Source organism: Kitasatospora sp. NPDC051984, assembly GCF_044593455.1.
In the GTDB taxonomy this organism is placed as follows: domain Bacteria; phylum Actinomycetota; class Actinomycetes; order Streptomycetales; family Streptomycetaceae; genus Kitasatospora.
Window position 1 is genome coordinate 606,835 of sequence record NZ_JBIUCB010000001.1, and the last position, 20,685, is coordinate 627,519.

Genomic DNA, 20,685 nt, shown 5'->3' on the forward strand with positions numbered 1-20,685 from the left:
CTCGCTGGGCTCATAACCCAGAGGTCGCAGGTTCAAATCCTGTCCCCGCTACTCAGTAGCGAAAGGCCCGGAGGCATCAGCCTCCGGGCCTTTGCCGTTCCCCGGGTCCTTGGGGCCTTGGGGCCTCGGAACGTGGTCATTGACGCCCCCATGATCGTGCTAGAGTGATCTCACCGACGCGGGGTGGAGCAGCTCGGTAGCTCGCTGGGCTCATAACCCAGAGGTCGCAGGTTCAAATCCTGTCCCCGCTACTCAGTAGCGAAAGGCCCGGAGGCATCAGCCTCCGGGCCTTTGCCATTCCTTGGTGCAGACCCGATTGACACCCCCAGTGGTCCAGTCCAATCTGGGTCGTGCCCATGACGGGCGGCCCCCACCGCCCGCCTCGTGGTGCTGCAACGCGTGCCCGCCACGGGCATCGATCGTGTTCTGCTCCCGTCTGCCGCTCCCCGACCGGGTGTCCGACGGTGTGTTCCTGCATCCCCACGTGACAGGAGAGGCACATCCGCATGCACCGCAACAACCGAAGGGTCTGGGCCGTCACCGCCGCGGCCGCCACCCTGCTCGCCGGGGCGATGTCGCTGCTGGGAGCCCCCGACGCGACCGCCGGACCGGCCAACACCACCGGCGCCCCCGCCACCAGCGGCGGGATGAAGGTCGCCTACTTCGACCAGTGGTCGATCTACCAGAACGCCTACTACCTGAAGAACGTCGACACCAACGGCATGGCCGGGAAGCTCGACTACCTGCTGTACGACTTCGCCAACATCGACCCCACCAACCTGACCTGCTTCGAGGCCAACTCGGCGGCCTCCCAGGACGAGAACAACCCGAACGCCGGCGACGGCGCGGGCGACTACTACGCCGACTACGCGAAGACCTTCGCCAACGGCAACAGCGTCGACAACTCCACCGACACCTGGAACCAGCCGCTGGCCGGCAACTTCCACCAGCTCCAGGAGCTGAAGGCCAAGTACCCGAAGCTCAAGGTGCTGATGTCGATCGGCGGCTGGACCTACTCCAAGTACTTCTCGGACGCGGCCGCCACCGACGCCTCCCGCAAGAAGCTCGTCTCCTCCTGCGTCGACATGTTCATCAAGGGCAACCTGCCCGCCCAGGGCGGCTACGGCGGCCCCGGCACCGGCAAGGGCATCTTCGACGGCTTCGACATCGACTGGGAGTACCCGGGCGGCGGCGGCCACCTCGGCAACCACTCCTCGCCGAACGACAAGCAGAACTTCACCGCGCTGCTCGCCGAGTTCCGCAACCAGCTCAACGCCCAGGGCTCCGCCGACGGCAAGACCTACGCGCTGAGCGCCGCGCTGCCGGCCGGCCAGGACAAGATCCAGAACGTCGAGACCGACAAGATCGCCCAGTACCTGACCTTCGCCGACCCGATGACGTACGACATGCACGGCGGCTGGGAGGCGCAGGGCCCGACCAACCACCAGACGCCGATCTACCAGAACCCCGGTGACCCCTCGAACAACATCCCGCCCGGCAACGCCAAGTACTCCATCGACGAGGCGATCAAGGCGTACACCGTCGGCGACCCCTCGTACAACATCCCCGGCGGCTTCCCGGCCAACAAGCTGAACATGGGCGTCCCGCTGTACTACCGCGGCTGGACGGGCGTGGCGGCCGGCGCCAACCACGGGCTGTTCCAGCCGGCCGGCGGGCCCGCGCAGGGAGCGCCGAACTCCGGCAACGTGGCCGGGGTGCGGATGTACAAGGAACTGCTGGGCGTCGTCGACAACGCCAACGACACCTACTGGGACCCGGCCTCGCAGGCCTCCTACTTCTACGACGGCACCAACTTCTGGTCCGGGGAGAACGCCAGGTCCATCCAGGCCAAGATGGACTACGCGCACTGCAACGGGCTCGGCGGCTCCTTCGTGTTCTCGCTGTACGACGACCCGAACGCGGTGCTGCTGAACCCGCTGATGACGGCGACCTCCGGCTCGGCCGCCAACTGCCCGGCGCCGCCGACCTCGCCGTCGCCGAGCGCGAGCAGCAGCACCAGCGGCAGTCCCTCGCCGTCCAACTCGCCGAGCGGCTCCCCGTCCTCGTCGCCGAGCGGCTCGCCGTCCGGCAGCCCGTCCTCCTCGCCGAGCGGCCCCGGCGGCGGCGGGATCGTCGCCAACCCCGGCCTGGAGTCCGGCGCGCTCAGCCCGTGGACCTGCGCGGGCAGCGGCGGCAGCGTGGTCAGCGGCGGCCACACCGGCTCGTACGCGCTGCAGGGCAACGCCAGTGCGGGTGACACCGCGCAGTGCCAACAGACCGTCACGGTCAAGCCGAACACCACGTACACGCTGTCCGCGTGGGTGAAGGGCAACTACACCTACCTGGGCGTCACCGGCTCCGGGGCGGACAGCTCGACCTGGACCCCCGGTGGGAGCGCGTGGACGCAACTGTCCACCAAGTTCACCACCGGCGCCTCGGTCACCTCGGTGACCATCTGGGTGCACGGCTGGTACGGCCAGGGCGCCTACCAGGCAGACGACTTCAGCGTCAGCTGACACAGCGTCATCGGCTCCGCCGCGAAGGCCCGGAGGGGATCGCCCCTCCGGGCCTTCGCCCTTGTGTGCATCGAGTGTTGATCGACTCCGGTACGATGCGTGGCCGGGGTTTGTGGGGCTCAGTGTCGGGAAATCGACAAAGCGCTGAAGCAATCTCGCCGGGCTTCGGCCCCGCTTCGCCAAAACGGACGGAGCAGGTGTACGAGGGTTGCGGGTGATGCGACGATGGACCACGAGGGGGACGCGGCACGGCCGTTGACAGGCCGTCCGATCCGGCGTGACCCCTGGGGGACCAGTCCCGGGCCGACGGCCGGGGGCGAATGCCGCGACACTCGGGGGGAGCTGGAGTCGGCATGAAACTCATCGGCAGGAACGGAACAGGAGAACGACTGGCGGCCAGCAGCACCACGGACAGTGACACCGGTGCCCGACGCGCTTGCCAGCCCGGCGGCAGCCTGCCCGGACAGCGCAGCACCGCCGGCCGCCTCGCCGCGTCCGGCTACGGCCCCGACAGTCTCGTCCACCTGACCGCAGACCAGGTCGTCGCCACCGCCTCCGCACGCGACCTGCTGGAGAGCGACGACGGCACCGACAGCTTCGAAACCGCCCTCGCCGCCCGCGAACAGGCCGCTCTCGAAGCCCGGCACCGCGGCTCCGCCGACGCCGGCGACCCCGGCGCCGCCAGCCAGCTCGGCGCACTCCTGCTGCGCCGCGGCGACCTCCAGGACGCCGAACCCTACCTGCGCACCGCCGCCGCCGCAGGTCTGCGCGCCGCCGCCAACAACCTCGGCGTCCTGCTCCACCAGCAGGGCCAACGCGCCGAAGCCGGCCAGTGGTGGCGACAGGCCGCCGTCGCCGGCTCGGCACCCGCCGCGCACGCCCTCGGCCTGCAACTGCGCGACCAGGGCGAAGAAGAAGCCGCCGAATACTGGCTGCACTTCGCCGCCGAACAGGGCCACCCGCTCGGCGCCTACGCCCTCGGCGACCTGATGGAACACCGCCGCGACGTCCGCGCCGAACGCTGGTTCAAGGCCGCCGCCGACTCCGGCCACCGCGAAGCCGCCTACCGCCTCGCCCGGATGCGCGAAGCCGCCGGAGACAAGGACACCGCCGAAACCTGGTACCGCACCGCCGCCGCCCGCAGCCACGCCCGCGCCGCGCTGCGCCTCGGCGTGCTGCTCGAAGCCCGCGGCGACCTCGACGAAGCCGCCCGCTGGTACCGGCAGTCCGCGCAGAACGGCGAAGCCCGCGCCGCCTGCGCGCTCGGCTTCCTGCTCCGCGACGCCGGCGACCCCACCGCCGCCGCCGAATGGTGGCAGGAGGCCGCCGAAGCCGGCGACGGCACCGCCGCCAACGCGCTCGGCGCCCTGCACGCCGGCCGCGGCGAGAACGCCGTCGCCGAACGCTGGTACCGCGCCGCGCTCGACGCCGGCGACCACAACGGCGCCTTCAACCTCGGCCTGCTGTGCGCCGGCGCCGGCCGCGACACCCAGGCCGAACAGTGGTACCGCCGCGCCGCGTACGCCGGCCACCGCGAAGCCTGCAACGCGCTCGCCGTCATGCTGCTCCAGCGCGGCGACGAATCCGGCGCCGAACCCTGGTTCTCCAAGGCCGCCGAAGCAGGTTCCGTCGACGGCGCGTTCAACCTCGGCGTGCTGCACGCCGGCCGAGGCGAGACCCGGCAGGCCCAGGAGTGGTACGCCCGCGCCGCCGCCGAGGGGCACGGCGGAGCCGCGCTCCAACTCGCCGTCGTCCAGGAACAGCGCGGCAACCTCACCGGCGCGCTCGACCGCTACCGGCAGGCCGCAGAAGGCGGCTCCGCGGAGGGCGCGTTCCGGCTCGCCTCCCTGCTCGACCGGCGCGGGGACGCCGACGCGGACGCCGAACACTGGTACGCGGTCGCGGCGGACGCCGGACACCTGCGGGCCCAGGTCCGGATGGGCGTCCGGGCGGCGGAACGCGGCGCGCTGGAGATCGCCGAGAGCTGGTACCGCCGCGCCGCGGAGGGCGGCAGCCGCAGCGCGGCCTTCAACCTCGGCCTGCTGCTGGCCCGCCAGGACTCCGAGGCCGAGGCGATGCTCTGGTACACCCGCGCCGCGGACGCCGGCCACGGCCGGGCCGCGCTCAGGCTCGCGCTGCTCGCGCTGCGGCGGGGGGAGACGGTGCAGGCCGAGAACTGGTGCAAGCGGGCGATGGAGTACGGGCCTGCGGAGGTCGCGGAGCGGGCGGGGCGATTGCTGGGGGCCCTGAACGCGGAGCTCAGCGCGTAATCGGGTGCGAACGCAGGTGGGCGCGAAACCGGGGGCGCGGGGAACTGCGCGACAAGCGCAGGCCACGTCCGCAAGGTCGCGATCAAGTGCAGGTCATTGTCCTGCGTTGCGATCTTGCGGTTGGGTGCGTTCCCCTTCGCGCAGTTCCGCCCCCTCGGCTTCGCCTGGGGGTACCCCCAGCGCCCCTGGTTGCTCGCTCTCTAAATGCTCAGCGAGCGCAGAGTCGCTTCGTGGAGGATGCCGTTGGTGGCGACTGCGTCCGCGCCGGAGGGGCCGTCGATGCCGTCGAGGCCGGTGAAGCGGCCGCCGGCCTCCTGGACGACGATGCAGGGGGCGGCCATGTCCCAGAGGGAGAGTTCGGGTTCGGCGGCGATGTCGACGGCGCCCTCGGCCACCATCATGTAGGACCAGAAGTCGCCGTAGGCGCGGGTGCGCCAGCACATGCGGGTGAGGTCGAGGAAGGCGTCGAGGCGGGCGCGTTCCTCCCAGCCGCTGAGGGAGGAGAAGGAGAGCGAGGCGTCGGCGAGGCGGGAGACCTTGGAGACGTGGATGCGCTGGGCCTTGGAGAGGCTGCGGCCGGCGTACGCGCCGAGTCCCTTGGCGGCCCACCAGCGGCGGCTGAGGGCGGGGGCGGAGACGATGCCGACCACGGGGGCGTACTCGCCGTCGGGCTGTTCCTCGAGCAGGGCGACCAGGGTGGCCCAGACGGGGACGCCGCGGACGTAGTTCTTGGTGCCGTCGATGGGGTCGATCACCCAGCGGCGGGGGCCGGAGCCCTGCAGGCCGTACTCCTCGCCCATGACCGCGTCGCGGGGACGGGCTCGTTGCAGGACGGAGCGGACGAGTTCCTCGGCGGCCTTGTCGGCGTCGCTGACCGGCGTCAGGTCGGGCTTGGTCTCGACCTTGAGGTCGAGCGCCTTGAAGCGCTCCATGGTGACCGAGTCGGCCGAGTCGGCGAGGACGTGGGCGAGTCGGAGATCGTCGTGGTAGTCGGCCATGCCCCGAACCCTAGCGGACTCAGTGTCCCGAGCCGCTGAGCTGAAGTCCGATCACACCTGCGATGACCAGGCTCACCGAGACCAGCTTGAGGGTGGAGGAGGACTCCCCGAGGTAGATGATTCCGTACAGCGCGGTGCCGGCGGCGCCGATGCCGGTCCAGACCGCGTAGGCGCTGCCCACCGGGAGGGTTTTCAGGGAGAGGGTGAGCAGGCCGAAGGAGCCGAGGGCGAAGAGGCAGAAGCTGACGGTGGGCCAGAGCTTGGTGAAGCCGTGGCTGAGCTTGAGGTTGACCGCGAATCCCGTTTCCAGCAGACCGGCGAGGATCACCATGGCCCATGCCATCGGGTTGACTCCCTGTCGGATAGGAGGGTGTGACCTTCCTATCGTTACCCAGTGGACAGGGCCGGGCGACTCGTCGGCTGCGGGACTCTCAGTCCCCCTCGTGGGCCTCCTTGGTGGCGAGCAGGCGGCGCAGCGAGTAGAGCCGGGCCGGGTCGGCGTGGCCGTCGGCGACCCAGGCGTCCAGTGCGCAGTCCGGTTCGTCGTGCGAGCAGGCGCGCGGGCAGTCCTCGGTGCCGGGCTCCAGGTCGGGGAAGGCGTGGATGACCCGGGACGGGTCGATGTGGGACAGGCCGAAGGACCGGAAGCCGGGGGTGTCGATCACCCAGCCCGGGTCGAGGGCCTTGCGGGAGCCGGGCTTCACGCCGGGCGGCGGGGGCAGCCGCAGGGCGAGCGCGGAGACGGTGGTGTGCCGGCCGCGGCCGGTGACGGCGTTGACGTGGCCGGTGCTCCGCTGCTGCTCCGGGACGAGCGCGTTGACCAGGGTGGTCTTGCCGACGCCGGAGTGCCCGATGAACACGGTGGTCTTCCCGCGCAGGTACTCCCGGACGGCCTCCGCGCCGGCGGTGGCCAGCTCGTCGTGCCGGGTCACCACGTAGTCGATGCCGAGCGACGCGTACGACTCCAGCAGTTCCTCGGCGGGCGCCAGGTCGGACTTGGTGAGCACCAGCAGCGGCTCCATCCCGGCGTCGTACGCGGCGACCAGGCAGCGGTCGATCAGCCGGGGGCGGGGCTCCGGGTTGGCGAGCGCGGTGACGATGGCCAGCTGCTCGGCGTTGGCGACCACGATCCGCTCGTACGGGTCGTCGTCGTCCGCGGTGCGGCGCAGCACCGAGGTGCGTTCCTCGACCCGGACGATCCGGGCCAGCGTGTCGGGGGCCCCGGAGAGGTCGCCGACCAGGTTGACGACGTCGCCGACGACCACGCCCTTGCGGCCGAGTTCGCGGGCCTTCATGGCGGTGACCAGGCGTTCTTCCTTGGTTCCGCTGTCGACCAGGCAGGTCATCCGGCCCCGGTCCACGGTGAGGATCATCGCCTCGGCGGCGTCCTCGTGCTTGGGCCGGATGCGGGTGCGGGGGCGGGAGCCCCGGCGGCCCGGGCGGCTGCGGATGTCGTCCTCGTCGGCGTTCTTGTCGTAGCGGCGCATGCTCGTGATCCCCCGTCAGCCCTGGCCGAGGAGGTCGGCCCACATCTGCGGGAAGTCCGGCAGGGTCTTCGCCGTGGTCGCCACGTTCTCCACCAGGACGCCGTTCACCACCAGGCCGAAGACGGCGGCGGCGGTGGCCAGCCGGTGGTCCTCGTAGGTGTGGAAGACGCCGCCGTGCAGCGGGCGGGGGCGGATCCGCAGGCCGTCCTCGGTCTCCGAGACGTCGCCGCCCAGGTCGTTGATCTCCTTGGCGAGCGCGGCGAGCCGGTCGGTCTCGTGCAGCCGCAGGTGGGAGATGCCGTACAGGTGGGACTCGGAGTCGGCGAGGGCCGCGACGGCGGCGATCACCGGGGTCAGCTCGCCGACGTCGTGCAGGTCCACCTCGATGCCGTGGATCTTGCCGGTGCCGGTGAACTCCAGCCCTTCGTCAGTGAATTGGCAGGATCCGCCCATCGCGGTGTAGATCTCGCGGAGCTGGTCGCCGGGCTGGTACGTGTGCTTGGGCCAGTCCCGGACGACGACCCGGCCGCCGGTGGCGAGCGCCGCGGCGAAGAACGGGGCCGCGTTGGACAGGTCCGGCTCGACCACCAGGTCGCGGCCGAGCAGTGCGCCCGGGGTGACCCGCCAGATGTCCTTCTCGCCGCCGTCCTCGGGGGCGTCGACCTGGCCGCCGGCCTTGCGGATCATGTCGACCGTCATCCGGATGTGCGGCAGCGAGGGCACCGTGGCGCCCACGTTGCGGATCTCCACGCCGTTGTTGAACCGGGCGCCGGACAGCAGCAGCGCCGAGATGAACTGCGAGGAGGACGAGGCGTCCACCTCCACCGGGCCGCCGTCCAGCGCGCCCGTGCCGTGCACGGTCAGCGGGAAGCCGCCGCGCCCGCCGTCGTCGATCCGGGCGCCGAGGGTGCGCAGCGCGTCGATCACGCCGTGCTGCGGGCGCTCGTGGCTGCGCGGGTCGCCGTCGAAGTGCACCGGGCCGTCCGCGAGGGTGGCCAGCGGCGGAAGGAAGCGCATCACGGTGCCGGCGTTGCCGACGTCCACCTGCGCCGGGCCGCGCAGGCGCTCGGCCGGGATGACCCGCCAGGCCTCGCCGCCGCCGGTGCCGCCGGACGCCGCGTTCACCGTCTCCTCGACCGTCACGCCCAGCGCCCGCAGGCCGTCCGCCATCAGCTGCGAGTCGCGGCTGCGCAGCGGGCGGCGCACCCAGCCCGGGCCGTCGGCGAGGGCGGCCAGCACCAGCGCGCGGTTGGTCGCGGACTTCGAGCCGGGGATCGTCACAGTCGCGTCCACGGCGGCGGTGGCGACGGGAGCGGGCCACAGGGAGTCGGTCATACCGCCCAGTCTATGAGGCCGCGCCCGGCTACCGGGGCAGCAGCCAGGCCGCCCCGAGCCCCAGGCAGGCCAGCGCCACCACCAGGAACAGCGCCACCCAGGCCGTCGCCGGCACGCCCGTCAGCCGGGCCAGCTGGTCGGCGTCCGAGCCGGCCGCCTCGCCGCGGCGCCGGGTGGAGAACAGCTCGACCAGCGGACGCGCCCCCGCCAGCAGGAGGAACCACACGCCCAGGTGGGCGAACGCGCCCTGCCACTCGGCGTCCCCGTACCAGGACACCGCGACGAACGCGCCGCCGGTGGCCAGCACCGCCAGCACCCCGAACAGGTTGCGCAGGGTGAGCAGCATCGCCGCCAGCAGCGCGATGCCGATCCACAGCAGCGCGGTGATCCGGCCTGTCTCCAGCAGCGCCGCCCCGCCCAGGCCGAGCAGCGACGGCGCCGGGTAGCCGGCCGCGGCGGTCAGCACCATGCCCGGCCCGGTCGGCCGGCCCGAGGAGACCGTCAGCCCGGAGGTGTCCGAGTGCAGCCGGATCCCGGAGAGCCGGCGGCGGGTCAGCAGCGCCATCACCCCGTGCCCGCCCTCGTGCGCGATGGTCACCACGGTGCGGCTCAGCCGCCACACCGGGCGCACCGCCACCGCCAGCAGCGCCGCCGCCGCGGCGGCCCACGCCAGCCAGTGCGGCGGGTCGGGCTGCACGGCCGTCATCCGGTCCCACAGTTGTGCGAAGTCCATTCCGGTGGGCCTCCGATCACCGTCGTTCGGGCGGGCAGCGTTTCACGGAAGGACGGGTGGCCGGTAGCCGCCGGTTCTGCCGGGCTGGCAAGCTGAACGGCATGTGCGGCCGCTTCGCCTCCTCCACCGACCCCGCCGAACTGGTCCGGCACTTCGGGGTCCGGCAGTGGGATCCCACCGAGACACTGGCCCCCAGCTGGAACGTCGCGCCCACCGCGTCCGCCTTCGTCGTACTGGACCGGGCGCCGCGCGGCGGGGGCCGGCCGGTCCGTCAACTGCGGGTGCTGCGCTGGGGGTTGGTGCCGGCCTGGGCGAGCAGCCCGGACACCGCGGTGAAGATGATCAACGCCCGGGCGGAGACCGTCCACGAGAAGCCGGCCTACCGGCAGGCGTTCGCCTCGCGGCGCTGCCTGATCCCCGTCGACGGATACTTCGAGTGGCAGACCGCGCCGACCGACGACGTCTCCCGGCCGCCCCGCCGCCCCTACTTCGTCTCCCGCGCCGACGGCGCCCCGCTGGCACTGGCCGGCCTGTACGAGTTCTGGCGCAACCGTGGCGTCCCCGCCGACCACCCGGACGCCTGGCTGGTCACCTGCACCGTCGTCACCACCGCCGCCGAGCCGCTGCTCGCCCCCGTCCACGAGCGGATGCCGCTGTACCTCGGCCCCGACCGCTGGGACGCCTGGCTCGACCCCCACGCCGAGAGCGCCGACCTCACCCCGCCCCCGCCCGGCGACCTGCGCATCCACCCGGTGCCCGACGGGGTCGGCTCGATCCGCAACAACCACCCCGGCCTGACCAGGCGACTCACCGAGGACGACCTCACCACCCTGTTCTGAGACGTTCTCCTCTATACGCTCGGCGCCATGCCGCAGATCATCGAGACCCCCACCGGCGACGCCCGGCTCCACTGGTTCCGGGCCGACGCCCCGCGCGCCGTCCTGCTGCTCGGCCACGGCGCCGGTGGCGGCATCGAGGCGCCCGACCTGCAGGCGCTCGCCGCGGCCCTCCCCGCCGCGGGGATCACCGTGGTGCTCGCCGAGCAGCCCTGGCGGGTGGCCGGCCGCAAGCTCGCGCCCGCCCCCAAGACGCTCGACACCGGCTGGCCCGCGCAGTACGCCGCCGCGGCCGGGGCGGGCCTGCCGGTGTTCGCGGGCGGCCGCAGCGCCGGCGCCCGGGTCGCCTGCCGCACCGCCGCCGGCCTCGGCGCGGCGGGTGTGCTGGCCCTCGCCTTCCCGCTGCACCCGCCGGGCAAGCCGGAGAAGAGCCGCGCCGAGGAACTGCTCGACACCGGCCTGCCGACCCTGGTGGTGCAGGGCGGCACGGACACCTTCGGCACCCCGGAGGAGTTCCCGGACCTGCCGGACACCCACCGCCTGGTCGAAGTGCCGTACGCCTCGCACGGGTTCAAGGTCCCCAAGAAGGCGCCCCTGGGCCAGGACGAGGCGCTGGCGCTCATCGCCGACGCGGTCGCCGGCTGGCTCTGAATCCCTGTCCGGAGCCCGGGAATGTCTCGTCGCCGCGGGCGGTTGCACGAGTCGTCAGAACACGCCCCGGTGGAAAGGCAGCGTCCATGGTTTCGATCGCGTGCCGCGAACGGCCCGATGAGCGGGCGGCTCAGCCTTCGCTCGTGCCGGACTGGTCGCAGTGGGTTGCCGCGAGCGAGAAGACGGTCAGCCCGATATCCTCGCTTGCGGATCGGCCCGTGGTGGGCCGTGTTCAGCTGATCGAGGAGGTGGGTCCGGTCGTCGGGACCGATGACGCGGCCGCGTCGGGTGCTTCGAGCACCGACCAGGGCCGTCCGGAGGGCGAACAGCTCACCGGCGACGAACTGGCCGAGGTGATCGGCGAGGACACCTTCAGGGTGTCCGAGAGCGAGAGCGAGGAGGCCAGGCGCGAGCGTTTCGAGCGGGACGCCCTCGGTTTCCTGGATCCGATGTACTCGGCGGCGCTGCGGATGACCCGCAACCCGGCCGACGCGGAGGATCTGCTCCAGGAGGCGTTCGCCAAGGCGTACGCGTCGTTCCACCAGTTCCGCGAGGGCACCAACCTCAAGGCCTGGCTGTACCGCATCCTCACCAATACGTTCATCAACTCGTACCGCAAGAAGCAGCGCGAACCCCAGCGCACCGCGGCCGAGGAGATCGAGGACTGGCAGCTGGCGCGCGCCGAGTCGCACATGTCGACGGGGCTCCGCTCCGCCGAGGCGCAGGCGCTCGACCACCTGCCGGACAGCGATGTGAAGGACGCCCTGCAGGCCATTCCGGAGGAATTCCGGATCGCGGTGTATCTCGCGGACGTCGAGGGCTTTGCGTACAAGGAGATCGCGGACATCATGGGTACACCCATCGGTACGGTGATGTCCCGACTGCACCGTGGTCGCCGCCAACTGCGCGGCATGCTTGAGGATTACGCCCGCGAGCGGGGGCTGGTCCCGGCCGGTACCGGTGCAGGGCACGAAGCGAAGGGCGCTGGCTCATGAGCTGCGGCGATCCGCACGAGACCGAGTGCGGAGAGGTGCTCGACCACCTCTACGAATTTCTCGACAACGAGATGCCCGAGGGCGACTGCGCCAAGCTGCGGGTGCACTTCGACGAGTGCTCGCCGTGCCTGGAGAAGTACGGACTCGAGCAGGCCATCAAGGCGCTGATCAAGCGCTCGTGCGGCTGCGACGACACTCCCACCGACCTCCGGGCGAAGGTGCTGGCCCGGATCGACTCGATCCGGCAGGGCCAGGGCCCGGGCGGCGGTTCGGTGGTCGAGGTGAGCTCGGTCAGCATGGAGATGACGGTCGAGGGTGCGACCGGTCACGGCTCCGCCGTCGCCACCGCGGAGTGATTACTCACTCGATCGGGTGAGCTGTCGCTGCTCCGGCTGCGGCAATCCGCGATCGTGCGTCCCGTCCGGGTGGCCGGGCCCTATTCTCTGACGAGTCCTCACGTCGGAGGGCCCGGTACGGGCTGGGGAGGCCGAGATCGCCAGCGAACGCGAGCGCATCGCCCTGCCGGGGCGGGCCGTGGCCTATCTGGCCGCCGTGCTGACGGCGGCGACGGCCGCGCTGCTGCCGCTGTGGGCGTCCTGGCCGACGCTCGACTGGCCCCGGATCGGGCTGCTGGCCCTGCTGCACCTGTGCCTGGAGTCGCTCGCGCAGGGCGCGCCCACCCCGTGCGCCCGGGTGTGGCGGTGGCTGCGCGGCCGGTCCGGGCCGGAGCCCGCAGCGGACCCGCGCGGCAGCGGCTTCTTCCCGGTGCTGTTCGCCGGCGTGCTGATGCTGCCGCCCGCCGCCGCCGCCCTGGTCGCGCTGCCCGGGGCGCTGCTCGGCCCGGCCCAGCAGCCGCGCAACCTGCGCCGGGTGTGGAACGCCGCCCAGCTGGCGCTGGCCTCGGCGATCTCCGCCGAGGTGTTCCGGCTGCTCGGCGGCTCCCGGCTGCTGCTGGGCACCCGCTTCCCCGGCGCGGCGTTCGGCGCGCTCGCCGCGATCCTGACGTTCTGCCTGGTCAACGGGGCACTGGTGGCCGGCATGGTGCGGCTGACCTGCGGCTCGGCCGGCCACGGCGTGATCCGCAAGCTGCGCCGGGCGGCGCCCGCGGCGCTGCTGCACGGCGCGGGCGGGCTGATGGTCGCGGTGCTGTGGCAGGGCCCGTACGGGGCGTTCGCCGCGGTGCTCGGGCTGCTGCCGCTGACCATCACCGCCTGGCTGTCCGCGCAGGGCCACCGCGAGCGGTCCGCGCACCGGGCCACCGTGCAGGCGCTGGTGCAGGCGGTGGAGATCAAGGACGCCTACACCCGCGGCCACAGCGAACGGGTCGGCCGGGCCTCGGTGCTGATCGCCCGCCAGCTGGGCCTCGCCGAGGACCGGATCCGCACCCTGCACTTCGCCGGCACCCTGCACGACGTCGGCAAGCTCGCGGTGGCCACCGAACTGCTGCGCCGCAACGGGCCGTTGACGGTCGAGGAGCGGCGCGCCGTCGAGGTGCACCCGGTGTTCGGGCACGAGCTGGTGCGGCAGCTGGACTTCCTCGGCGAGGGGCGGGACGGCATCCTGCACCACCACGAGCGGATCGACGGCCGGGGCTACCCGCACGGCCTCGCGGGGGACCGGATCCCCGAGTTCGCCCGGATCATCTCGGTCGCCGATGCCTTCGACTCGATGACCTCCACCCGTTCCTACCGGCGCGGCCGCCCCGTCCAGGAGGCCGTCACCGAACTGGAGCGGTGCGCGGGCAGCCAGTTCGACCCGGTGATGGTGCGGGCCCTGGTCGAGGCCGTCGCCGAACACGGCTGGCAGCCCGAACCGCCGCCGCCCGGCGGCTGGGACGGCGAGGTGCCGGACATTCCGCTCGGCGTGCCCGAACCGGCCCGGATGCCGCAGCAGTCCGGGCAGGGCCAGCCCGCCGGCGGGGCGACGTGACCCTCCGGCGGCCGGGACCGGCCGACCTGCTGCACGGCGTGGCCGCCGCGCTCGGCGGCTGCGCGCTGGTGCACGCGCTCGCCGTCGGCACCAGCCAGCCCGAGGTGGCGCTGGCGTTCACCGCCCTGATCGCGCTCGGCCAGTGCGCCGGGCCCGCGCTGCCCGGCGACCGCGAACCCGCGCCGGTGGCCACCGCCGTCGCCCTCGCGTACGCGCTGCTCGGGCCGCTGCACGGACTGCCCACCGGGCACGGGGTGTCGCAGACCGCCGCCGTCACCGCGGTCGGCACCGCCGCGGGCCTTGCCGCGCAGCTCGCGGGGCGGGCCGCGCTGGCCGCCGTCCGCCGCCGGCCGCGCGGCCCGCTGGGCGGACTGGACGCCGCCGCCCGCCGGGTGGTCACCGTCTCCTTCGCGGCGCTGCTGTTCCAGCCGCTGTACGAGTCCGGCGCCACCGACCGGCTGCCCGGCCCCGCGTACGGGGCGCTGCTGGCGGCCGTCGCCGCGCTGGCCGCGCTCGGCGACGCGGTGCTGGCCGCCGGGCAGCAGCGGGCCCGCACCGGGCTGCGGTACAGCGCCGCGCTCGACGATCAGCTGCACGCGCTGCTCGGCATCGGTTCCGCGCAGGTCGCCACCGGGCTGCTGCTCAGCCTGCTGGCGGGCGAGGCCGGGCTGTGGGCGCTGCCGGTGTTCTGCGTGCCGCTGCTGCTCGCGCAGGCCTCGTTCCGGCGGGCCGTCGAGGTGCGGGCCACCACCGGGCAGACCATCGAGACGCTCGCCCGGGCCACCGAGATCGCCGGCTACACCACCCCCGGGCACGCCCGCCGGGTGGCCGACACCGCGTGCGCGCTGGGGCGCGAACTGGGGCTCGGGAGCCGCGAGTTGACACTGCTGGAATATGCCGCGCTGATGCACGACATCGGTCAGCTGTCGCTGGTCGAGCCGGTCCCGGGCGGGGCGACCGCGCTGCTGGCCGACGACGAGCAGCAGCGGATCGCCCGGCTCGGCAGCGAGGTGATCCGGCGCACCGGCGTGCCCAAGCAGGTGTGGCAGCAGGTCGCCCGGCTCGCCGACCCGTGCCGGCTCGACGACGGCCGGCACGACCCCACCCTGCCGCTGGCCTCCCGGATCATCCGGGTCGCCAACGCGCACGACGACCTGCGCACCGCCGCCGCCGACCGCCCCCGGGCCGGCGTCCTCGATCCGCTCGAGCACCTGAGGCTGGACGGCGGCCGCGGCTACGATCCGGTGGTGCTGGACGCGCTCGCCCGGCTCGGCCGCCGCGGCCACCGCGCGGCCCGCTGCCGGTTCGCGGCCTGAATGGCCGCGCGGGGCGCGCCGCCCACGGCGGGCGTGGTTGGATGCGGTCGTGGCGGGAAGACCCGGAGGCGGGGCGACCCGGTGACGACCGACGGCAAGGGACCAACGTGAGGATCTTCCACCGCGCACGGCACCGTCCGTCGGCGACCTGGCGGCAGACCACCGACCGTGCGTTCACGCTGATCGGCGACGGCCGGTACGAGGACGCCGGGGCGCTGCTGGTGATGGCGGCCGACCTGGAGCCGTCGCTCTCCGACTCCTGGTTCAACCTGGCCCTGCTGCACAAGTTCCGCCGCGACTGGGAGCAGGCCCGCAGCGCCGGCCTGCGCGCCGTCGCGCTGCTGGACCGCCAGCACGGCGCCCCGGACTGGTGGAACCTCGGCATCACCGCCACCGCCCTGCAGGACTGGCCGCTGGCCCGTCGCGCCTGGCAGGCGTACGGCCTGCGGCTGCCCGGCGGGCCGGGCACGGACGGGCCGATCGAGCTCGACCTCGGCACCACCCCGGTGCGGCTGTCCCCGGACGGCGAGTCGGAGGTGGTGTGGGGCCGCCGGCTCGACCCGGCGCGGATCGAGGTGCTGTCCATCCCGCTGCCGTCCTCCGGCCGCCGCTGGGGCGAGGTGGTGCTGCACGACGGCGCCCCGCACGGCGAGCGGGTCGCCGACGGCGTCGCCTACCCGGTGTTCGACGAGATCGAGCTGTGGGCGCCGTCCCCGGTACCGACCTGGGTGGTGCTGCTGCAGGCCGCCACCGCCGCCGACCGGGACGCGCTGGAGAAGACCGTCGCCGACGCCGGGTACGCCGCCGAGGACTGGACGTCCTCGGTGCGGCTGCTGTGCCGTACCTGCTCGGAGTCCCGGATGGCCATCGACGACGGCCACACCGCGCACCACGACCCGCACGACGACGGCGACCCGCTGCACCCCGGCCACCTCAGCCACCTCAGCCAGGGTTCGGCCGGCGGCCCCTGGCAGATCGAACGCGAATGCGGCATCGCCGCGCCCGCCGGGCTGGTCCGCACCCTGCTGGAGCGCTGGGCCGCCGCCTCCCCGGCCACCCGCGCCTACCGGGACCTCGAAGAGGTGTGCTGATCCGCCGCTGACCCGCCCCCGGCCCCAAGGGGGGCTGGGAGGTACCCCCACGCGCCACCGCGCCCCGTACTCTGGATCGGTACACCAGCCGGACGCGGACGGAGCGGAAGCAAGCGATGGCCGAGCACCACGACCACGAGCACGACGACGAGCAGCAGGAGACCGAGGTCCGGCTTGTCGGCGAGCTGCCCGACCCGAACAAGGGCACCGCCCGCCCGATCACCGTGGTCGGCAACCCGGTGCTGCACCGCGAGACGCAGACCGTCACCGCCTTCGACGACGACCTCGCCGCGCTCATCGACGACATGTTCCAGTCGATGTACGCCGCCGAGGGCGTCGGCCTGGCCGCCAACCAGATCGGCGTCGACCTGAAGGTCTTCGTCTACGACTGCCCCGACGACGAGGGTGTCCGCCACATCGGACACGTCGTCAACCCGGTGCTGGAGGAGCTCCCGGCCGGCCGCCGCAGCCTCGACGACGGCCAGGAGGGCTGCCTGTCGGTGCCCACCGCGTACCAGGAGCTCGCCCGCCCCGGCTACGCCGCCGTCAACGGCCAGGACAAGCACGGCAACCCGGTCCGGGTGGAGGGCACCGGCTTCTTCGCCCGCTGCCTCCAGCACGAGACCGACCACCTGTACGGCTACCTGTACATCGACCGGCTCTCCAAGCGCGACCGCAAGGACGCCCTGCGGCAGATGGCCGAGGGCACCCCCAAGTACGCCACCGTGCCGAACGCCTGACGTACTCCCACCTCCGGAAGGGGGGTCGCGCCCACCGGCGCGACCCCCCTTCCGGTATGTCCGGGTTCGGGTAGGTGTGTCGGGCCGGAGCGGCGCGGAAGCGGCGGCTAGTGTCCGCGACCAGACGCGACGGAACTCGGACGAGAGGCTGGCCGATGGGCAGGCTGCGGCGGACGGCGGCACACGCCGGAATGGTCTTACTGGTGGTGGCGGGGACCGGCGGGGGCTGGTCGGCCGGGGCCGGTCAGGAGAAACGTTTTGCCTATGAGGGAGTACCGGTCCGGCCACCCGCCGACCGGCCCCCGCCGCTGCTGGACCAGGCACCCGCCCCCCACGGCTGCCTGCGCCAGGACATCAGCGCGGTCGACCCGGCGGCGCCGGACGGGGACCAGGACTGCCGCACACCACCGGTGCCGGTCCCGGCCCACGGGCTGCTGACCGAACCCGCCCGCCCCGCGCCCGTCCCCCCGTCCCCGCCGTGGCCGGCGCAGGACGCCGTCGCCCCCCATCAGGCCCCCGCGGCGACCGACAGCCAGAACGGCGCCCCGGACAACACCCGCGACGGCGACGAGGACGACGGCCCGCGCACCGACGTCGTCGGCTACGCCTTCGACCGCTGCTCCGCACCACCGGACAGCGCGATGCAGACCTGGGCGGAGTCCTCCCCCTACCGCGCCGTCGGGGTGTACATCGGCGGGCCCTCGCAGGCCTGCGCCTCACCCGACCGCGACTGGGTGGACGCCCGGAACGCCGAAGGCTGGGGCTTCCTGCCGATCTACGTCGGCCACCAGGCCGCCCGCGGCCGCCTGCTGGTCGACGCCGACCAGGAAACCGCCCGCCAACAGGGCTCCGACGCCGCCGACGACGCCGTGCGGAAGGCCGAAGGACTGGGCTTCCAGCCCGGCGCGGTGCTCTACAACGACATGGAGAACTACGAGTCCTCCGTCTACCGCGACCGCGTCCTCGCCTACCTGGCCGGCTGGACCGACCAGCTGCACGCCCACGGCTACCGCTCCGGCGTCTACACCGGCGCCGCCAGCGGCGTGCGGGACCTCGCCGGACGCTGGGACGACGACTCCTACCCGGAGCCCGACGTCCTCTGGGCCGCCGCCTGGAACTCCCACCACGACGTCACCGACGACGGCATGGGCCTGCCCGACGAAGGCCGGTTCACCGGCGGCCGGCGCGCCCACCAGTACCTGGGCGACACCACCGAGGAGTACGGCGGCGTCGGCATGACCATCGACGCCAGCTACCTGGACGTCACCTCGCCCGCCGGCGACGACGGCCGGCTGCGCCCCGGCGAGCGGCTCGCCGCCGGACGCAGCGTCGGCAACAACGCGGTGGAACTGACCATGCAGGACGACGGCGACCTCACCGTCCGGATGCGCGGCGACGGCCGGCTGCTGTGGTCGGCCGGCATCGGCGGCCACCCGGGCGCGTACGCCGTGCAGCAGGACGACGGCAACCTGGTGCTCTACGCCCCCGACGGCGGCCCCGGGGTGGGCGGCGCGCTGTGGGCCACCGGCACCTGGAACTGCCCGGGGGCGTTCGCGACGCTGCAGGACGACGGCAACTTCGTGCTGTACCGGCGCGGAGGCGGCCCGGAGACCGGAGGCGCCGTGTGGGCCACCGCCACCTGGGGATTCTCCCCGCACTGAGCAGGGCCGCCCGACCGAGGGCGGACAAAGGGCCTGGACGAGTGGTCACCTCCATCCACTACAGTCCCTGACGTCACATCAGGTCGGATACGACTCAGGGGTGGGAACCACATGAAGCGTCGTACAGCAGCACGGGCCGCGGCCGTCGTGCTCGCCGTCTCGGGACTGGCCACGGCCGTCCCCAACGCGTGGGGTGCGGACACGGCGGGCGCGGGGGCGGGCACCGGCGGGCAGGCCACCAAGCGGATCGACTACCAGGGCTTCCACGCCCAGGTGCCCGCCGACTGGCCGGTCGTCGACCTCGCCGCCGCGCCCGGCACCTGCGTCCGGCTCGACGTCAGCGCCGTCTACCTGGGCACCCCGAGCGGGGACCAGAACTGCCCGGCGCACCTCGCGCCCGGCCACGCCGACGGCCTGCTGATCCAGCCGGTGGAGAGCGGACGCGTCCAGGGCACCGTGGTGCCCGGGCAGCCGGTCGCGGCGGGCGTGCTGAAGGAGGCCGAGGCCGGCCACCAGATCCAGGCCAAGCTCGGCACCAGCGGGCTGCAGGTGACGGCCAGTTACGCCACCTCGGCCGACCGGGTCCGGCAGATCCTGGAGACCGCGAGCGTCGACGCCGGGGCCCGCGCGACCGCCGCGCCGTCCACCGCCAAGCCCGCCCTGGCCGGCACCGCCCCGCGCACCGACGTCGCCGGGTACGCCTTCGACCGCTGCGCCGCGCCGTCCGACACCACCATGTCGACCTGGGCCGCGAACTCCCCGTACCGGGCCGTCGGCGTGTACATCGGCGGGCCCTCGCAGGCCTGCGCCTCGCCGGTGAAGAGCTGGGTGGACGCCCGGAACGCCGAGGGCTGGGGCTTCCTGCCGATCTACGTCGGCCGCCAGGCCGCCCGCGGCAACCTGCTCGTCGACCCCGATGTGGCCGTCGCCCGCCAGCAGGGCTCCGACGCCGCCGACGACGCGATCGCCAAGGCCAACGGCCTCGGCTTCCAGCCCGGCGCGGTGCTCTACAACGACATGGAGAACTACGACTCCAGCGTCTACCGCGACCGGGTGGTCTCCTTCCTGGCCGGCTGGACGGCGCAGCTGCACAACAAGGGCTACCGCTCCGGCGTCTACGCCAGCGCCTCCAGCGGCGTCAAGGACCTCGCCGCCCGCTACACCGACAGCTCCTACCCCGAGCCCGACGTGCTGTGGGCCGCCGCCTGGAACTCGCACCACGACGTGACCGACGCCGGCATGGGCCTGACCACCCCCGGCCAGTGGATGCCCGGCCGCCGCGCCCACCAGTACGCCGGCGACGTCACCGAGACGTACGGCGGCATCGCCATGGGCATCGACGCCAACTACCTGGACGTCACCTCGCCCGCCTCCGGCAACTCCCTGCAGCCCGGCCAGCGCCTCGCCCCCGGCCAGAGCATCAGCAGCAACGCGGTCACCCTGACCATGCAGACCGACGGCAACCTGGTCGCCAACCTGAACGTCGGCGGCGGCCGCCCGCTGTGGAGCAGCAACACCTACGGCAACGCCGGCGCGTACGCCGTCATGCAGGACGACGGCAACCTGGTCGTCTACCGCAGCAACGGCGGCCCCGGCAACGACGGCGCCCTGTGGGCCACCGGCACCTCCAGCGCCGGCGCGTACGCCATCGTGCAGGACGACGGCAACGTGGTGGTCTACCGCCGCGGCGGCGGTTCGGGCGCCGGCGGCGCGCTGTGGGCCACCGGCACCTCGGCGTTCGCGCCGAAGATCGGCTCCGGGCAGCGCCTGTACGGCAACCAGTGGACCCAGTCGGCGACCGTCCGGCTGGTCATGCAGGACGACGGCAACATGGTGATCTACCGCCGCAGCGACAACGCCGCGATCTGGTCCACCAACACCTGGGGCAACGCCGGCGCGTACCTCTCCATGCAGCCCGACGGCAACATGGTGATCTACAAGGCGGGCAGCACCACCGCCGCCCTGTGGAGCACCAACTCCTACGGCAACACCGGGGCGTACGCCCTGCTCCAGGACGACGCCAACTTCGTGGTCTACACCCAGAACGGCAGCCCGAGCGCCGGCGGCGCGGTCTGGGCCAGCGGCACCTCGGGCCGCGGCTGACCCGCCGAGGTTCCTGAGTACGGC

At 73.3% G+C, this 20,685-nt stretch carries 17 protein-coding genes and 2 tRNA genes (1 of these 19 only partly in view); 14 read left to right on the forward strand and 5 right to left on the reverse strand.

Annotated elements, in window-relative coordinates; translation table 11 throughout:
- The 4 genes from ACIHEI_RS02785 to ACIHEI_RS02800 all read left to right on the forward strand — a co-directional run.
- A tRNA-Met gene (locus ACIHEI_RS02785) sits at positions 1 to 51 on the forward strand; it begins 123 nt to the left of the window's first position.
- Between the two features lie 126 nt (positions 52 to 177).
- Positions 178 to 251: transfer RNA gene (locus ACIHEI_RS02790), tRNA-Met, on the forward strand.
- Positions 252 to 506: 255 nt separating this feature from the next.
- Entirely contained in the window at positions 507 to 2,516 is a 2,010-nt protein-coding gene (locus ACIHEI_RS02795) for a glycosyl hydrolase family 18 protein (protein ID WP_396605361.1), read from the forward strand.
- A gap of 353 nt (positions 2,517 to 2,869) precedes the next feature.
- Positions 2,870 to 4,786, forward strand: a complete 1,917-nt coding sequence (locus tag ACIHEI_RS02800) for a tetratricopeptide repeat protein (protein WP_396605362.1) — start codon at positions 2,870 to 2,872, stop codon at positions 4,784 to 4,786.
- A 200-nt stretch (positions 4,787 to 4,986) separates the two neighbouring features.
- On the opposite strand, the gene hisN is transcribed toward ACIHEI_RS02800, so the two are convergent.
- The 5 genes from hisN to ACIHEI_RS02825 all read right to left on the reverse strand — a co-directional run bounded on the left by hisN (position 4,987) and on the right by ACIHEI_RS02825 (position 9,339).
- Positions 4,987 to 5,784 (reverse strand): histidinol-phosphatase, encoded by a 798-nt coding sequence (gene hisN, locus ACIHEI_RS02805; RefSeq protein ID WP_387865561.1) that lies wholly within the window; start codon positions 5,782 to 5,784, stop codon positions 4,987 to 4,989.
- A gap of 19 nt (positions 5,785 to 5,803) precedes the next feature.
- Entirely contained in the window at positions 5,804 to 6,127 is a 324-nt protein-coding gene (locus ACIHEI_RS02810; RefSeq protein WP_387637492.1) for a DMT family transporter, read from the reverse strand.
- An 88-nt stretch (positions 6,128 to 6,215) separates the two neighbouring features.
- Complete coding sequence (rsgA, locus tag ACIHEI_RS02815; protein ID WP_392954039.1) at positions 6,216 to 7,271, reverse strand: ribosome small subunit-dependent GTPase A; 1,056 nt, start codon at positions 7,269 to 7,271, stop codon at positions 6,216 to 6,218.
- A gap of 15 nt (positions 7,272 to 7,286) precedes the next feature.
- Positions 7,287 to 8,606, reverse strand: a complete 1,320-nt coding sequence (gene aroA / locus ACIHEI_RS02820; protein WP_396605363.1) for a 3-phosphoshikimate 1-carboxyvinyltransferase — start codon at positions 8,604 to 8,606, stop codon at positions 7,287 to 7,289.
- Between the two features lie 28 nt (positions 8,607 to 8,634).
- Entirely contained in the window at positions 8,635 to 9,339 is a 705-nt protein-coding gene (locus ACIHEI_RS02825; RefSeq protein ID WP_396605364.1) for a M50 family metallopeptidase, read from the reverse strand.
- Positions 9,340 to 9,440: 101 nt separating this feature from the next.
- On the opposite strand from ACIHEI_RS02825, the gene ACIHEI_RS02830 reads away from it, so the two are divergent.
- The 10 genes from ACIHEI_RS02830 (at position 9,441) to ACIHEI_RS02875 (ending at position 20,661) form a co-directional block, all read left to right on the forward strand.
- Entirely contained in the window at positions 9,441 to 10,178 is a 738-nt protein-coding gene (locus ACIHEI_RS02830; protein WP_396605491.1) for an SOS response-associated peptidase, read from the forward strand.
- Positions 10,179 to 10,205: 27 nt separating this feature from the next.
- Positions 10,206 to 10,826, forward strand: a complete 621-nt coding sequence (locus tag ACIHEI_RS02835; RefSeq protein ID WP_396605365.1) for an alpha/beta family hydrolase — start codon at positions 10,206 to 10,208, stop codon at positions 10,824 to 10,826.
- Between the two features lie 344 nt (positions 10,827 to 11,170).
- Positions 11,171 to 11,821, forward strand: coding sequence for a sigma-70 family RNA polymerase sigma factor (locus tag ACIHEI_RS02840; protein ID WP_387865675.1), 651 nt, complete (start codon positions 11,171 to 11,173; stop codon positions 11,819 to 11,821).
- Complete coding sequence (rsrA, locus tag ACIHEI_RS02845) at positions 11,818 to 12,177, forward strand: mycothiol system anti-sigma-R factor (RefSeq protein WP_387637477.1); 360 nt, start codon at positions 11,818 to 11,820, stop codon at positions 12,175 to 12,177. Before ACIHEI_RS02840 ends, rsrA begins: the two co-directional genes overlap by 4 nt.
- A gap of 178 nt (positions 12,178 to 12,355) precedes the next feature.
- Entirely contained in the window at positions 12,356 to 13,750 is a 1,395-nt protein-coding gene (locus ACIHEI_RS02850) for an HD-GYP domain-containing protein (protein ID WP_396605366.1), read from the forward strand.
- A complete protein-coding gene (locus ACIHEI_RS02855) occupies positions 13,747 to 15,066 on the forward strand; it encodes an HD-GYP domain-containing protein (protein WP_387637471.1) in 1,320 nt (439 codons plus the stop codon). The genes ACIHEI_RS02850 and ACIHEI_RS02855 overlap by 4 nt, the downstream gene beginning before the upstream one ends.
- A 107-nt stretch (positions 15,067 to 15,173) precedes the next feature.
- The gene (locus ACIHEI_RS02860; RefSeq protein WP_380487310.1) at positions 15,174 to 16,157 is read left to right on the forward strand and encodes a tetratricopeptide repeat protein; all 984 of its coding nucleotides are present in this window, start codon (positions 15,174 to 15,176) and stop codon (positions 16,155 to 16,157) included.
- A 116-nt stretch (positions 16,158 to 16,273) separates the two neighbouring features.
- Entirely contained in the window at positions 16,274 to 16,897 is a 624-nt protein-coding gene (def, locus tag ACIHEI_RS02865; RefSeq protein ID WP_387637465.1) for a peptide deformylase, read from the forward strand.
- 203 nt (positions 16,898 to 17,100) lie between these two features.
- On the forward strand, positions 17,101 to 18,558 hold the full coding sequence (locus ACIHEI_RS02870; RefSeq protein WP_396605367.1) for a glycoside hydrolase domain-containing protein: 1,458 nt from the start codon (positions 17,101 to 17,103) through the stop codon (positions 18,556 to 18,558).
- Between the two features lie 111 nt (positions 18,559 to 18,669).
- The gene (locus ACIHEI_RS02875) at positions 18,670 to 20,661 is read left to right on the forward strand and encodes a glycoside hydrolase domain-containing protein (protein ID WP_396605368.1); all 1,992 of its coding nucleotides are present in this window, start codon (positions 18,670 to 18,672) and stop codon (positions 20,659 to 20,661) included.
- The last annotated feature ends 24 nt before the right edge of the window (positions 20,662 to 20,685 follow it).